Annotated in this window: 15 protein-coding genes, 1 rRNA gene and 1 other RNA gene; 1 reads left to right on the forward strand and 16 read right to left on the reverse strand. The window is 36.7% G+C overall.

The features are described from left to right. The 8 genes from BMX63_RS04805 to tadA form a co-directional block, all read right to left on the reverse strand. Positions 1-179, reverse strand: a 16S ribosomal RNA gene (locus tag BMX63_RS04805); the annotation flags it as partial. A 323-nt stretch (positions 180-502) separates the two neighbouring features. Then, the gene (locus BMX63_RS04810; RefSeq protein WP_093132528.1) at positions 503-769 is read right to left on the reverse strand and encodes a pro-sigmaK processing inhibitor BofA family protein; all 267 of its coding nucleotides are present in this window, start codon (positions 767-769) and stop codon (positions 503-505) included. 63 nt (positions 770-832) lie between these two features. Further along, complete coding sequence (locus tag BMX63_RS04815) at positions 833-1048, reverse strand: DUF2508 family protein (RefSeq protein WP_093132530.1); 216 nt, start codon at positions 1046-1048, stop codon at positions 833-835. Positions 1049-1059: 11 nt separating this feature from the next. Further along, a complete protein-coding gene (gene recR / locus BMX63_RS04820) occupies positions 1060-1656 on the reverse strand; it encodes a recombination mediator RecR (RefSeq protein WP_093132532.1) in 597 nt (198 codons plus the stop codon). 11 nt (positions 1657-1667) lie between these two features. Then, positions 1668-1988 (reverse strand): YbaB/EbfC family nucleoid-associated protein, encoded by a 321-nt coding sequence (locus tag BMX63_RS04825; RefSeq protein ID WP_093132534.1) that lies wholly within the window; start codon positions 1986-1988, stop codon positions 1668-1670. 12 nt (positions 1989-2000) lie between these two features. Beyond that, the gene (gene dnaX / locus BMX63_RS04830; RefSeq protein WP_093132536.1) at positions 2001-3701 is read right to left on the reverse strand and encodes a DNA polymerase III subunit gamma/tau; all 1701 of its coding nucleotides are present in this window, start codon (positions 3699-3701) and stop codon (positions 2001-2003) included. Between the two features lie 155 nt (positions 3702-3856). Next, positions 3857-4122: signal recognition particle sRNA large type (gene ffs / locus BMX63_RS04835), an RNA gene on the reverse strand. A 127-nt stretch (positions 4123-4249) separates the two neighbouring features. Continuing rightward, the gene (gene tadA, locus BMX63_RS04840) at positions 4250-4714 is read right to left on the reverse strand and encodes a tRNA adenosine(34) deaminase TadA (RefSeq protein WP_093132538.1); all 465 of its coding nucleotides are present in this window, start codon (positions 4712-4714) and stop codon (positions 4250-4252) included. A gap of 300 nt (positions 4715-5014) precedes the next feature. Between tadA and BMX63_RS04845 the strand changes: the two genes are divergently transcribed. Next, complete coding sequence (locus tag BMX63_RS04845; protein ID WP_093132540.1) at positions 5015-6298, forward strand: glycoside hydrolase family 18 protein; 1284 nt, start codon at positions 5015-5017, stop codon at positions 6296-6298. 53 nt (positions 6299-6351) lie between these two features. Here BMX63_RS04845 and BMX63_RS04850 read toward each other — a convergent pair whose 3' ends face one another. From BMX63_RS04850 to BMX63_RS04890, 8 genes are all read right to left on the reverse strand, one after another. Continuing rightward, a complete protein-coding gene (locus tag BMX63_RS04850) occupies positions 6352-7122 on the reverse strand; it encodes a DUF3891 family protein (protein WP_093132542.1) in 771 nt (256 codons plus the stop codon). 48 nt (positions 7123-7170) lie between these two features. Continuing rightward, positions 7171-8463, reverse strand: a complete 1293-nt coding sequence (locus BMX63_RS04855) for a purine/pyrimidine permease (protein ID WP_093132544.1) — start codon at positions 8461-8463, stop codon at positions 7171-7173. 291 nt (positions 8464-8754) lie between these two features. After that, the gene (gene acsA / locus BMX63_RS04860; protein WP_093132546.1) at positions 8755-10467 is read right to left on the reverse strand and encodes an acetate--CoA ligase; all 1713 of its coding nucleotides are present in this window, start codon (positions 10465-10467) and stop codon (positions 8755-8757) included. Between the two features lie 206 nt (positions 10468-10673). Continuing rightward, positions 10674-11099, reverse strand: a complete 426-nt coding sequence (locus BMX63_RS17925) for a phage holin family protein (protein ID WP_177167186.1) — start codon at positions 11097-11099, stop codon at positions 10674-10676. A 91-nt stretch (positions 11100-11190) separates the two neighbouring features. Next, entirely contained in the window at positions 11191-12285 is a 1095-nt protein-coding gene (locus tag BMX63_RS04870; RefSeq protein ID WP_093132548.1) for a Ger(x)C family spore germination protein, read from the reverse strand. Then, entirely contained in the window at positions 12282-13376 is a 1095-nt protein-coding gene (locus BMX63_RS04875) for a GerAB/ArcD/ProY family transporter (protein WP_093132550.1), read from the reverse strand. The genes BMX63_RS04870 and BMX63_RS04875 overlap by 4 nt, the downstream gene beginning before the upstream one ends. 24 nt (positions 13377-13400) lie before the next feature. Continuing rightward, positions 13401-14744, reverse strand: a complete 1344-nt coding sequence (locus BMX63_RS04880) for a spore germination protein (protein ID WP_093132553.1) — start codon at positions 14742-14744, stop codon at positions 13401-13403. Between the two features lie 528 nt (positions 14745-15272). After that, the gene (locus BMX63_RS04890; protein ID WP_093132558.1) at positions 15273-16058 is read right to left on the reverse strand and encodes an HAD family hydrolase; all 786 of its coding nucleotides are present in this window, start codon (positions 16056-16058) and stop codon (positions 15273-15275) included. Positions 16059-16081: the final 23 nt, after the last annotated feature.

The following is a 16081-nucleotide window of genomic DNA, read 5'->3' on the forward strand; positions in this document are numbered from 1 at the left end:
CTCCGGTTTCCCGGAGTTATCCCCGACTTACAGGCAGGTTGCCCACGTGTTACTCACCCGTCCGCCGCTCGTTCCACAGGCTTCACCCCGAAGGGATCAGCCTGCTTCCCGCGCTCGACTTGCATGTATTAGGCACGCCGCCAGCGTTCGTCCTGAGCCAGGATCAAACTCTCCAATAAAAGTTTTCCTGTTGCTCATTCATCAATGCTATCAAAATAGCGAATTGACGTACTGGTTGTTTTGTTCAGTTTTCAAGGTACGAAGTCCGTCACTCTCAAAGCGACTTAAATATTATATCAAGTTACCAACCGGATGTCAATAACTTTTTATATTGTTTTGCGCTCTGTTTAAAGCGACAATTAATAATATAACACGAGCAAACATGTATTTCAATGAGAAATTTTTAGTTTGCTTTTTTAGGCCGTCTCTTTCAACGGCTTAATTAATATATCATGTGTATTCTATAAATGCAATAAAAGATTTTATCATTAACTTGTCCAGTTTATGGAAACAACATAAAGTGAATGGCAAACAAGGCAGCTACTCCGGAAACCCCTAAAAAACCTGAGATAACTGTGGTAAATAAGTTAATAGGAATATGGAGACCAAAATTTGCCCCAAACACATTTACAAAAAACAAAACAAGAGCGCCGATTAAAAGCTTCACCATACCTTGTGAAACGATTTTAAGGGTCTTTATGGGTAATCCCTTTATCAGAATAATTAAAATCACAGCTATAATAAGCCCGATAATCATATATGAATTCATTTTTAATACTCCTTTCGCTTGTCCTACTATTTATATATTTATGACAGCGAAAAGAAAATAGAACTAATGAATTCCTTTTACTTTTCTATATCTTGCTTCTCTAAGAAGAAAAAAGTATTTGCCGTTTATACATTCTTGATCCACATAAACTCCATCATTTAAATCTACACTATTCTTTATAAGAGTACTCATTCGATTCTTTTCTATTTTCAATTGATGAATCTTTTGAATAAGTTCTTCATCTATGGATTTCTTTTTTATCTTATCTTTACCAAACATGTGTATTCACCTCAAAGTTCTTTTCTTCCTTCTAAGGCTTTTGAAAGCGTCACTTCATCTGCATACTCCAAATCTCCCCCTACAGGAAGTCCATGTGCAATACGTGTTGTTTTAATACCTGCTGGTTTAACCAACTTAGAAATATACATGGCAGTCGCTTCACCTTCGATATTAGGATTTGTAGCTAAAATAAGCTCTTTAACCTCTTCATCCTTCAGACGATTTATAAGTGAAGCGACATTAATATCCTCCGGACCAATACCATCCATTGGTGAAATGGCTCCATGCAGAACGTGATACTTTCCTGTGAAGTCCTTCATTTTCTCCATAGCTATTACATCTTTAGGATCTTGAACAACGCAGATAACTGCGCCATCTCTTTCATTATCCTGACAAATTGGACACGGATCCTGATCAGTAATATGACCACACACGGAACAATGAGTGAGTTCACGTTTAGCGTTCACAAGCGATTTAGCAAAGTCCAATACGTCATCTTCTTCCATATTTAAAACGAAAAAAGCCAGGCGAACCGCCGTTTTTGGCCCTATTCCTGGCAATTTAGTAAAACTATCAATAAGCTTTGAGATTGGTTCTGGATAATACATTAAAAATCCCCCTAGAATCCTGGGATATTCATACCTTTGGTGAATTGTCCCATTGTTGAATTCGTCTCATCTTCTATCTGTTTAATGACATCATTAACGGCAGCTAACACTAAATCTTGCAGCATTTCAACATCATCTGGGTCAACAGCCTCTTCATTAATTTCCATGTCTGTAATTTCCTTTTTCCCATTTGCAACTACTTTAACCATGCCACCACCTGAAGTTGCCTCAAAGCTTTTTTCGTGCAATTCCTCCTGAGCTTGCATCATTTTCTTCTGCATTTTTTGCATTTGCTTCATCATATTATTCATGTTTCCCATTCCACCTTTCATCTAAATTCCTCCTTAGTTATCTTGTATTTCTAATAAATCATCGCCAACTAACTTTCTTGCTTCAGAAACAAGAGGATCTTCTTCTGTTTCCTCCCCTGTTTCTTCACTGCCTTCATCCTGCTGACGTTGTTTTTTCACATATTCTTCTCTTAATTCCTGCCAATCTGCCTCCGGTATTGGAATAATGGCCACTTGCTTCCCTAGATAATTAGATAATTGGGCTTCAATTGTTTCCTGATTTTCCAGCATAAGTGAGCAATGAATTTCATATTTAAAGGATAAAACAAGCGCATTATTTGAAGCCGCTCTAGGTTTACTGTTCACTAACTTCGCATAAGCTGGCGGGCTGTTTTGTTTTAATGAATCCATAAACGATGCCCAATTATTCATAATATTTTTTAACTCAGTTTTAGAAGCTTGGTCCAGTACATTTCGAATCCGATCATAAGGAATGCGATATTTACGACCAGAGCTTGAACGTCTTGAAGTTCGTCCTTCATTTGCCTTAGGCTTTTCAGTTTGAGGAGAACCCCCTGACTGTTTTAGTGCATGTAGTTCTTTTTCAAGCTGTTCGAGCTTCTGTACCACTTGCGGAGAAACCTCTGTGCTTTGACGTTTCTTTGACGAGATTGTGTTTGCGATATTTAACATAGCGATTTCTATAAATACTTTTGGACTATTCGTCCATCGCATTTCCTGTTGACATTCATTTAACTGGCGTATAACTGATTGAGTCCACTCAGAGTCAAGCTCCTCAGCAAGCTTGGTGAATCGTTCATCAGGAATCGCTCTCTCTAAAAAGTCACTCATTTGATTGGATGATTGATATAGTAATACATCCCGTAAGTAGTAAATCAGGTCAAAAATGAGGCGTCCAGAATCCTTGCCTTCCTCTAAAAATTCATCTATCAATTTTAAGGCATGCTTTACATCCTGGTTATGAAGAGATTCCATCACTTCTCCCAATTTATTTTGGGAAACCGAACCTGTTACGGCCAGTACATCATCAATGGTAACATGATTTTCTTCACTATAAGAAATAGCTTGATCAAGTAAGCTTAAAGCGTCTCTCATTCCACCTTCAGCAGCCAAGGCCACCGTTTGTAGAGCTTCATCTTCAACATTAATCTCTTCTGAATCCATTATATCCTTTAAACGATCAACGATAGATGATTGGGAAATTCGTTTGAAATCAAATCGTTGGCAACGTGAGATAATTGTTAGCGGAATCTTGTGAGGCTCTGTTGTAGCTAAAATAAAAATAACATGCTGAGGCGGTTCCTCTAATGTTTTTAATAATGCGTTAAAGGCTCCGGTTGAGAGCATGTGAACCTCATCCACAATGTACACCTTATATTTAATAGAGCTTGGCGCATACTTTACTTTATCCCGAATGTCCCGAATATCGTCAACACCGTTATTGGAGGCCGCATCAATTTCAATGACATCAGAAATCGTACCTTCCTGGATACCTCTGCAAGCTGAACAATCGTTACAAGGTTCTTTAACGGGAGAACGCTCACAGTTTACTGCTTTTGCAAAAATCTTTGCAGCACTTGTTTTTCCTGTTCCTCTTGGCCCGGAAAATAAATAAGCATGTGAAAACTTCTCCGTATAAATTGCGTTTTGGAGTGTTCTGGTTATATGTGTTTGTCCTACAACATCTTCAAACGTAGTAGGTCGCCATACCCTGTACAATGCCTGATAACTCATGGCCACGTTCTCCTTTGTGGTTTCTTATCTCATTATAACCTATACATATGATGCATTCAAAAACAATATCGTGAATTTTAAAATTATCTTTTATAGAATAGCTTACACTAAAAAACTCATCCTTAAAAAAGGATGAGTTGGATTTCTATGTAACGCCGTGCACCTATCGTCGTTGAGTCATTCCTGAGCGTTACGTAAGCTCATGGCTCGACTCAGGCAACCCCGCGGCACACGAGAATGACCGCTTACTGCTGCTTCCTTCCGGACCTGACAGGGTTTACGGGTTCCCGTTGCGCAGGACCAAAGCGTCAACACCACTTACTTACGGCAGACCTCAAAAATGCTCACCTCGGATAGGGATTCAGCCTCGCTATAGCGGATTGCGAGTAACAAGGCACCGCTACCTCCCCACCTAGCACGGCAAATCTGCTAACAATAAATATGTGCACAAAGCTTTGGCGGCTAAAAGTGACCGCCTTTCTTAATGTGCATAAACAAGTATATCTACTTTTAACGGATTTTGCAATGATTTCACAGTTCCAATTTTTTCAACTTTGCTTTTTCCTCTTTCTTAAGCCTTTGAAAAAATGCTTCAAAATAGAAGAACACTCTTCTTCTAAGACACCTGAAATTAATTCTGCTTCATGATTAAATCTAGAATCCTGTACTAAATTCATTAAAGAACCACAGCTGCCGGCCTTCGGATCATAAGCACCAAATACAACTTTAGAGATTCGCGACTGGATAATGGCCCCAGCACACATCGGGCACGGTTCTAAAGTAACATATAAGGTACAGTCATCCAGCCTCCAGCTGTTTAGTACTTCATTAGCTTTTTCGATTGCTAAAAACTCGGCATGTCCTTTTGCCATTTGCGAGCTTTCTCTTGAATTTCCTGCTTTTGCAATCACTTGATTATCTTTTACTATGACAGCACCGATGGGGACTTCTTCTTTCTTTGCTGCTTTATCCGCTTCTTCTAAGGCTAACCTCATATGGTTTTCATGGTTCATGAGTATCCCTTCTTTTCTTTAGCTTTTCACTCTTTTAAAAAAGATTTTGTTTTTGTAAAGACTGGTTTGCATCACAGGAATAAAATAGGAATGAATTTTTTTAAGAGTAGTTTACTCTTTACCAAATATAGGATATTTAGCTGAAGCAAATCTTTTTGTAAACCGTCTTAACTTAATTTTCACGTTACCCCATCACACATTTCTTTAAATTTTTCACCATAATTATACTTGGGCATAGAATACTTAATGTTTTAACCCATAAATATGTAAAAGGATATGTATGGAAAGGAGGATGTTTAATTGATAATTTACGTTGTAAAGACTGGTGAATCGCTATTTGATATTGCACAACGATTCCAAGTTTCTACTGATGAGCTTATTGCTTTAAACGAACTTGATCAGCCTAGCCGATTAATTGTTGGGCAAGCACTTGTAATTCCTGTTAACCAATATACTGTACAACCGGGAGAATCTCTATATGTAATTGGACAAAAATTTAATGTTCCTTATCAACAATTAGCTGAAGCAAATCAAATTTCATTAAATGATACGTTGCAAATAGGTCAAACCCTTACCATTCCACAGCCAGAAAAGGTAAGTAAGCAATTCAATGGCTATGTCGAGCCAACTGGTGGTGAAGTAAGTCAAACGTTAGAGCAGTCAGCCCGATCAAAGGCCCAATACTTAACATACTTAGCCCCCTTTAGTTATCAGGTGAATCGTGATGGTTCATTAGTACCGCCACCTTTAAATCAATTCCCTCAAATCGCAGCAAATAATAATGTTCTATTAATGATGATCATCACAAATATTGAAGATGGTTCATTTAGTGATGAACTGGGAAGAATAATCGTAACCGATGAGAATTTCCAGGACCAATTTTTAACGAATATTATTGAGACAGCTAACCAGGTAGGATTCGGAGATATTCATTTTGATTTTGAATTTTTACCGCCTGAAGTCAGAGAAGATTATAACAATTTTTTACGAAAAGCAAAACAGAGATTTTCTGAAGCTGGATTAATGTTGTCCACTGCTTTAGCTCCTAAAACATCTGCTGAACAAGAAGGAGCGTGGTATACAGCTCATGATTATGCTGCTCATGGTGAAATTGTAGACTTTGTTGTACTCATGACCTATGAATGGGGATATAGTGGTGGTCCACCCATGGCTGTTTCTCCTATTGGACCCGTAAGAGATGTTGTCAATTATGCTTTGTCTGTTATGCCTTCCGAAAAAATCTTTCTAGGTCAAAATTTATACGGATATGACTGGACCCTTCCCTATGAACCAGGTGGCGAAATTGCTGAAGCTTTAAGCCCGCAAGCAGCCATGCAGCGAGCTAGAGAAAACAACACAGAAATTCAATTTGATCAAGAAGCTCAAGCGCCTTTTTATTATTATTTTGATCAGGATGGAAATCAACACGAGGTTTGGTTTGAGGATGCCAGGTCCATACAAGCTAAATTTGACCTTGTAAAAGAGCTTAACCTGCGCGGAATCAGTTATTGGAAGCTTGGTCTCGCCTTCCCGCAAAATTGGGTATTACTGGACAATCAATTTAATGTTGTGAAGGAACGGTAAGGTAGAAGGCTGTCTCATTTCAATGAGGCAGCTTTTTTGGTGCACTGCCAAAATTATAGCGCCCATGGCTGAATAGAAATTTTATAATAAAATGTTTTTTCGTCCTTATAAATATTCGCCAAATGATGATCATCCAACTCCTGTTTCCTTAAGATTTTAAAGGGAATTTTCACGTGAAACATCTTTTTAAAAGGAAAGGGATGGACATAAATAGCCTGTTGATTCTTCCACATTGCCACCATTCCATCGGGAGCAAATGCAAAGGTTTGTCTAAAACCATTTCGGAACCAGGACACTTCATCCTCTTTTTTTGCTCCAGGTTCATTCATACATAAATATAAAGACAAATCATCACAAAACTGCAGCCACTTAAAATGAAAGTCCAGCATCTTCTCATTTTGATCATCCCTATTTCGACTTTTTATTTGTTTTCGCCTGTCCATTTCCCGGGAAATAAAAGAACGAATGGCTGGATTTGTCGAATCCGAAGAAAAAAAGGATGAATAATGCAGACTGCACAGAAGCCCAGCATATTCAGAGTTTTTCTGTACAAAATCAATCCCTCTTTCATAACTGGCCAGCTTATCTTGCATTGGGTAATCAACAAACGTATAAGGTTTATCGGTCTTATCATTCCATTTAGGGTTTTGATCCAGTTCATACCAGGCATAATCATGATAGGATATAGCATATTCTACATCCGGTCTTCGTTTAGAACTTAAGAACAAATCATTCTTCATTTGTTTGGCAATTTCCCCGGAAATTTTCCCATGCTCGTGCTGGTCAATTAACCGAAGCTCTTCGCCGTTTGAAACAACAATCATTTCATAAACCTCCTTTTTAAAGAAGCTTTATTTATATGTTGCCTTATTTTATTCTTTTTCCTTCCAAAACTGTTCCATTAAAATAATAATAACCGTCCCCATTAATAATCCGTTACTAACTAAATTTTGCGCAAAACCTGGTAAACCATCAAAAGCACTAGCCGGAATAAACATCAAACCAATACCAACTAAAAATGTTATGCCTAAAATCGTAAGTTTTCGCTGATTGAGTTTTTCACTTACAATATTCCATAATCCAATCCCCATTAATTGTACAAACGTGGCTAATAAAGCTGCATTAGCCACTGGTGATGGAATCTTTGATAAAAACGAAACAATGGGCGGAAAAAAAGCAATGATGATTAATAAAATAGCTGCATACATAAAAGGATTTTTTCTCCTTTGTCCCGTTAATTCCATGAATCCGGATGACGAAGCTAATGTCACAACGGCCACACTTGAAAACAAAGCAGATAATCCTTGATTTATTCCTAATGTATAGCTGCCCTTATTCATTTCTTCAGCCGTAAATGAATTTGTCCCCTTCATTGTTTGATTAGCAGCTCCCAACGATGCCACAATGTTAGACAATAAAATAATAGCTGTAATAAAAGCAATTGGAATCACACTTATATCCCATACTGGTAATCCCCAGGCAAATACCTCGGGTACATGAAGGGCAGGTAACGATTGTTCAATAGATTCCTGTCCATTAACTAATGCATAAATGCCCCAACCTAATCCAATCCCAATTAAAATCGCATAGCTTTTTAATGGCCCTTTCCCTAAAACGGAGAATAACAAAACAAAGAAAAAAACGAAAAAGGAAATCAAAGTAGCATCTAACTGAGCTGTAGAGCCATCATCTCCAATGCCCATCATTCCCTGCAGAAAAGTTCCGCTTAATTGAATAGTTAACATAAATAAAAAGGCACCTGTTACAAGAGGGGTGAAAATGGATAACATTTTTTGCGACAAATGAAATACACCAAATATCACTAAGAAAAATCCTGTCAAAATCATCGCAGTTTGGAGCACTCGTAACGTTTCCTCTAAACCTCTCCCGCTTTCAACAGCAGTAGCAGCATAAACAGTAAATGTACTAATCCATATACCTGCTGGGCCATCTACTACCGGCAACTTATGTCCAATCAATCCCTGAAGAAAACAAGCTATTCCAACAATAAAAAAGGTCCGTTGCATTAATCCGGACACCTCATGTAGAGACATTTCATATATAGATCCGATCACGATTGGTAATGCTATAGAGCTTGCCAGAAGGAAAATAAACCATTGTAAAGTTTCTAATGTAGTATGTTGAAAGTCTTTGACTTGTCCCATGAAGTCCACTCCTCATGTAGAAAATTCTATAACTATCATACTAAAGTTTAAAACGGCAGGAAATACAGATAGGTCATAAAGATTTTATATTCCCACGGTCTACAACGTATGTAATGGTATCATAATCATGATATCGAACTAGGGAGGAAAATTTCATGGCAGATAATTAAATGGAAAGGAAAAGTTAACAGCGTTCAAACCTATTTATGATAGACTGAATCAAGTGGAAGCAAGGCTAAAGAAATAGAAAAGATAGGGACCCTTCTTTTGATCCCTATCTTTTATGGATGATTACTCCTCTAATGTTGACGTATCCCCTGTTGGAAGACCTAGCTCCCAGGATTTTAATAAGCGGCGCATAATTTTACCACTTCTTGTTTTAGGAATAGTTTCTCTTATTTCTATTTCTCGTGGAGCTGCATGTGCACTTAAACCATTTTTAACAAATAAGCGTATATCTTCAAGTAAATCGTCTGACTCCTGATGTCCTTCCCGTAGTGTAACAAATGCTTTTATAATCTCTCCTCGTTCAGGATCAGGCTTTCCAATTACACCTGCTTCAGCAACAGCAGGGTGTTCAATCAATTTACTTTCAACTTCAAAAGGACCCACACGTTCACCAGAAGTGTTAATAACATCATCTAGACGTCCCTGGAACCAGAAGTATCCATCCTCATCCATATAAGCGCTGTCCCCAGATACATACCAGTCACCAATAAAATAGCTTTCATATTTTTCTGGACGCTTCCAGATTTGACGCATCATGGATGGCCAGCCTTTTTTAATAGCAAGATTACCCATTTGATTAGGAGGTAGTTTATTGCCTTCATTATCAATAATCGCTGCCTCAACACCAGGGATTGGCTTGCCCATCGAACCAGGTTTAATATCCAAACTAGGATAATTACTAATTAATTGTCCACCTGTTTCGGTCATCCACCAGTTATCATGAATCCGTTTGTTAAAGGCTTCTATTCCCCAGTGAATAACTTCAGGATTCAATGGTTCACCAACACTTAGAATGTGACGTAAGGAAGAAAGATCAAATTTACTAGCCACTTCACTTCCAGCACTTAAAAATTTACGGAAAGCGGTTGGAGCTGAGTACCAGACTGTCACTTTATGTTTTTCAATTGTTCCATACCAGTCCTCAGGGCTGAAACGTCCACCACGAATGACGTTTGTCACTCCATTTAACCACGGAGCAAATATGCCATAACTCGTTCCTGTTACCCAACCCGGATCAGCTGTACACCAGTATACATCATCCTCTTTCAAATCCAGCACCCATTGTCCGGTTGCAAGATGCTGAATCATCGCATTATGGACATGATAAACGCCTTTTGGTTTACCAGTGGAACCAGACGTATAATGAATCAGCATACCGTCTTCTAAGTCTACCCATTCGATATCAAAGTTCTCAGAAGCCTTTTTCATTTCCTGATCAAAACTGATATATTGTTTTCCTTCTTTCATACCGCCTACTAATACAATTTGTTTAAGGTAAGGCAGTTTATCTTGTGGTACACGTTCTAGTAGCTCTGGGGTAGTGATTAACATTTTAGCCTCACTATCCTCAAGACGGTCATGCACAGCCTGTTCCATAAATGCTTCAAATAAAGGTCCGGCAATTGCTCCTACCTTTAAAATACCTAAAAAGCTCATATAAAATTCAGGACTTCTTGGCATGAAAAGGAATACCCGATCTCCTTTTTCAATTTGGTGTTTCTTTAATACATTGGCAAACTGATTACTTTTCTTACTTAGCTCATTAAACGTTAATGTTTCTTCCTTATCAGGTGCTGAATACAGTAAAGCTACTTTGTCTTTTGTATCAGGGTTCTCTGCATGTCGATCAATCGCCTCATAGGCCATATTCACTTTACCTGTTGAATTCCAACTAAATTGCTTCTTCATCTCATTCCAGTTAAAGCCGTTATAGGTCTTCTCATAATCTTGTAAATTATGATTTCCTTCTCTAGCAGGTATTGGATTCATATTCATACTTTCTCCACCCCTTTTGAAATCGGTTTCAAATTCCTTTTACAATTACTACAAACGTATGCAATACCCTATTTATTTATTAATTATTTCCCCTTTGTTGATTATATTTTATCGAAAAATTAAAAATATTTAAAGTCCTAAACCGTAAAAAGTATATAAATATATGATAGGAAAAAATACCTCTCTATTAAAAATAAAGAGACAGATTAAATATCTGCCTCTCCATTAACAGGGAAATCATTGCTGTTACTCGGGGGATTGGTTCCGTTTGGATTGTTTTTATTCTCATTTTTTGAATCGTTCTGATTACTATTATTACTGCTATTTTTACCAGAAAATCGTTGCACCGCTTTTTTTATTCCTCCTAAAAGTGAACCGCTTTGCAAATTCCTGCCCTCTTGTGAATACTTATATCCTGCAACCATCCCAACAGCATATAGTGCATATTTCAAGCCTTGCATGAAACTGTCAAAATCGAATCCTTTTGCTTCAAATGCAGCAAAACCAATGCCTAAAAAGATACCAACTATAGGAATATAACGATTGCTGATTTTACTAGCTCTTCGAATGGCGTATAAAAGAAAAGTTAACGCAACAACGCCTGTAAACTCCATGCTTAATAACTGTTCCAATAGACTCACACCTTTCTTGGAAAACAGCTATTATATGCTTTATTAGTAGATGACAATGAGAGATAAAACGTGTTTACATGCGCCTATTTTTTTATTCAATAATTCCGGTACCGGTAATCTCAGCATTAACTTGTACGTTTATATCAATTTCGGGATATAAATCCTTCCAATTTTTCCATTTTTTCTTTTCCGGGCCTGTATGCATCGCACGGTATCTCAGCCCAAACCCAATCGGATCTATATTTGTATCCTGAAATTTTTGCAAAAGCTTCTTAATATCCTTTTTAAAGGTTTCTTCCGTAAGTTTGTTATATTTATCCAATTTTCCTTTTCTAAGTTTTACCTTACTCTCCTCAATAGTTCCTTCTACATCCACTTTAAATTTGATTTTTGGCTTTTTTGAATCTTTTATCCGATAGCTGGTGTTCAGTGAATCAACAGCCAGCATAAAAAATTGATCCTGAGCGTTTACTTTTAAACTTTCTTTGTCATAGCTTTTTTTTAATATATTAAATACCTTTGTTTCCTTTTTATTTAATATAAGTGGTTTTTCTCCTTTTTTTATGACAGCCATTGTGGTAATAGAAAAGTTGTCCTCCTCCGACTCTACGATTGGAAGATACCCATCCATGCCCCTCTCTACTAAATCACGCCGAAATTCATAAAGAAATTTTGTTGTGACATAGGGGGATTCTGTACCTGTTTCATCAAAGAACATAAATAATTTATTAGAAGGTAAACGTTCCCCTTTTGGCTTAACACTTAAGATGGTTTTGGCATCTGGCTTCCCTACAGAAAGTAAAGCAATTTGTTGAATATCCCGTCTTCTTGTAAACCAGTCCATTGTTTTTTCAATATCCTTAGTTAAAATCTTTTCTCCAATTATAATCATTTTCATATGTCCAAAGTCTAACTCATTACCTACCTTTGCTTTTATGAATCGAATTGCTTCAGCAATGGTACTTCCTTTTGCACTTATAAGCTGAAATTGATTACCCAATTCTTTAGTTTCTGAAGCAGGATACGCCATTTTTAATGTAACCTCATATCCTTCCTGCTCCTGTTCCAGTTGATCAATTCCAATCCCTACCACAAAGGAACGCTTATCAATATCTTTAAATCCACAGCTGGATAAAAGGAGAATCAAGAAAAAAAATAGCCCACTAAGTTTATAGAGGTTCTTCATTTTTGTTTAGACCTCCTTACAACATATAACAAAACAGCACATGAAAACGCACCTGCAAACAGTAATAAGGTGAAAAATACTTTCGCTAATTCGTAAACCTGAATCTGACTGAGGAGAAAATAACCCAAAATGGAGCCAAGTGAAAAAAGAGTAACCACAATGAGCGGAATTATTTTTATTTCCTTCCATTTAATTTCCGGAAAGATGCTTTTAACATGTTCCAATCCTATATGACACGTAATCGTAGCACTAATCATAGAAATCCCTATGTAAAGTAATAGAAAAATAAAGAGTACCCTTTCAATAAATCCAAATTCTATTCTCATCGTATCTGCCGTTGAAAACCAGGGATAAATATAATGACCAGCTCCGTCAACACCATTTACGCCAATGGGGATTAAGAGGGAGGTAAAGATATTAACAACCCCGGCAATCCCTATTAATACCAAACGCCATAGCCCCAGTCTTTTCAATCGATGTTTTAATACACGATTATAAATTGAAATATAATAAAATCCCAATAAAGAATAAGAGGCTGCCCCAATCATATCGATGGAAGGAGCATCAAAGGAATGTGTGAAAACAATACGGATTGCATCCCAATTTAGATGCTCATTTATATAGGCCTTTAAAAATATCCCTATTATGAGTGGAAGACTGATAATCAAAACGATTTCAAGTGCATATAACGTTTTCTCTGTACCCATTAAAGCACCCGGGCAAATAATCGCCAAAAAGAGAATCGTGATATATAACGTGGGAAGTTCCGGATTTATAAAGCGTTTCGTAATATCGATAAAAGATAAAAGGACAAACCAGGTTGAAAAAAAATACAGAACACCTAGAAGGAATAGATAAACCGTAGAAAACCATTGAGGCATATACGCTTTTATAATTTCCGGCTGACCCTTACCAGGAAATTTAAGCATTGAGTTTGTAAAAACAAAACAGTAGATAAGCGTTATTACAATCGCTATCATTAAAGAACTGACCGTACCGTTTAATCGTCCTTCAATTAAAATACTAGGTACAAGCGCAACAACATTGGCAAGCATATTTAAGATAACTAAGTAGTAAAAGTAACGACTCACTTAATCCCTTCTTCCTTGAACATGTTATTTCTGATGACTCGTAAATAGCTTTAAATAGGGTTTTCCGAAGCTATCTAAATACACCAGATAATAAATAAGGCCAACTGTGCCTATAACAAGTCCAATTAAGCCGGAAAACGTAGTGATGATTAATAAAAGATATTTCATCACTCTCATTGCAAAGCTCATTTCATTAATGGGGATAATAAAATTGGATATAGCAACTGCAGCAACAATAATAATCATAATATTGGAGACCAGTCCCGCATCCGTTGCTGCCTGACCTAAAATTAATCCGCCAACTGTGGTGGCTGTTGGTCCAATCGTTTTAGGCAGACGAATCGATGCTTCTGTCAGCATTTCCATCATGATTAACATAAATAACACTTCTAAGTAGGACGGATAAGGAACAGGCATACGACTTCCAGCAATCGAAAAGGCTAATTGAATTCGAAGCACTTCAGGGTTATACGAAATGATTCCTACATATGCTGAAGGGAGAAATAAACTAATAAACAAACCAATATAACGCAACACAATAAGGAATTTAGAGACCCAATATGGCTGATAAAAATCTTCCATAGAACTCATAAAGTCATAGAAAACAGTGGGTCCAATAAGGACAAAGGGAATCCCTTCAATCATAATAATGACTTTACCCTGATAAAGGTTATAAGCAATTCGATCAGGTCGCTCAGTAACTAATAATGTAGGGAAAAGCCTTCGTTTTCTATTGGTCAAAGCTCTATGCAGTTCACCAGCGGACTGTACGATTGGTCGATCAGCTTTTTTCACTCTCTTTTTCACTTTATCAACGATTTCTGAATCTGCCTCTTTTTCATCATAAAGCAGACATACTTGGATATTAGATTTATCCCCTATTTCGGGAAGTTTTTCTACCTTTAAACTTTTTTCATGATACCGATGACGGATGAGATTGAGGTTTGTATAAATGTTTTCACTTAAAGCTTTCTGTGGCCCTAAAATAGTAGTTTCTACACTCGCATCTAATACTGCTGAGTTTTCCTGATGTATAAACCCAACCATATATACTTTATTCTGAATAAGGAAAACAATAGAGCCATGCAAAATTTCTTTAACAGTATCCTGTTCATCCTTAAATTCTTTAAAATTAGGCAATGATTTAATATAGGATTCATATCTCTGAATATCATTAATTTCAAAAAAGGGTTTAAAAAATTGTTCATGAATATTGGCGTTATCTATAACCGTTTGAATATACACCAGTTCGATTTCCTGGTCATTTTCCAGGGATAACGTTCTGAACTGAGCATCCTCTGTACCCTTAAATTGCTTTTCAAGTACCGGCTTAACCCGCTCTACCTCGCTTTTTTCAAACGAAAACATTTTACTAAACCCCTTTTAATTAAATCATGACCAAAACAATCATATTTATAGTTTCTACGTGGTACTCAAACAATATACTTTCATCCACCCTGATTTAGAAAAGAAAAAACGTTCAGCATTTAATCTGAACGTTTTGTATGTATTTGCTTATTTACTTCTTTTATGAATGCATCCAGCTTATGATTATTAGATAGATAAAAACCTATGAAGTACATCTCCCCCTCATACATAAATGACCCGGAGAGATCAGGGGCAAAAATTTTATAAAGATATTTAAGAAGTCCTGATGTTTTTTTATTGGTTTCATGGTTTCATAGAAAAACTCACAAAGTGTTTCACCTTTAGCTTTCGTATTACTAAAATAAATGAGTCTTTTAGTAGTAGCTATAAATTTACCTGGGCCAAAACTATAGTATTGTTTTCTAAATAACATGGTAAAACGGAGATTTTATACTCTCCTTCAGCCAAATGAAAAGACACTTTAACACATCCTCTACACCGTCATCAAAAGATTCTTTTCAATCCTGCCTATTTAAGTATATCTTCTAATGCTTCATGAACATAGTTAATTTCATGTGCAGCATATTGCTTAACTGTATCTTCTGATTGACTCATCACATAACTATGGGGGGTCAAATTAAACATTGAAATATCATTAAATGAATCGCCAATACAAATCATTTCTTCAGGCGCAATATTTAAGGCATTCATAATAGCTTCGATGCCTTTTCCTTTGTTAATATTTTTAGGCATTATATCTAAACAACTTGGATCAGAAATAAACGAATCAGCTACGTTGGAAAACGCCTCTTCAACCTGTTTTTGTATTTCCTTTAAGGAATCGGTATTTTGACTATATACGGATATTTTTGATACCTCTAAACCATTTTCAACCATTTTTAACAGGTCGGGCTCTACCTTAATAGGGAAAAATAATCGGTGCTCATCTTCTGAACGAAGTTGGGATGAGTTACTTACAAACCCGGTATTTTCAGAATACAATGTCACCCGTTCTTTTACATGGGTTGTCAAAAAGCCATAAATGTTTATCACATTCTCAGTTGAAAAGGGATTACCATAAATTCTTTGCCCATCTTTTGAATAAACAAACGCCCCATTTTGACTAATGCGATGACCTTTAACCCCCATGATATTGAAAACTTCATTTATTTCGACATCCATTCTTCCACTTGCTATACTAATATCTATCCCGTTCTTTTTTGCATTTAAGATGGATTCTTTGTCTTTACTGAGTATTTCTCTGTGTTCAGTTAAAAGGGTACCATCTAAATCACTGACAATCATTTTTATCATGTTGATTACCTCCTATATTACTG

It is taken from the genome of Salinibacillus kushneri, assembly GCF_900111405.1.
Lineage (GTDB): Bacteria > Bacillota > Bacilli > Bacillales > Alkalibacillaceae > Salinibacillus > Salinibacillus kushneri.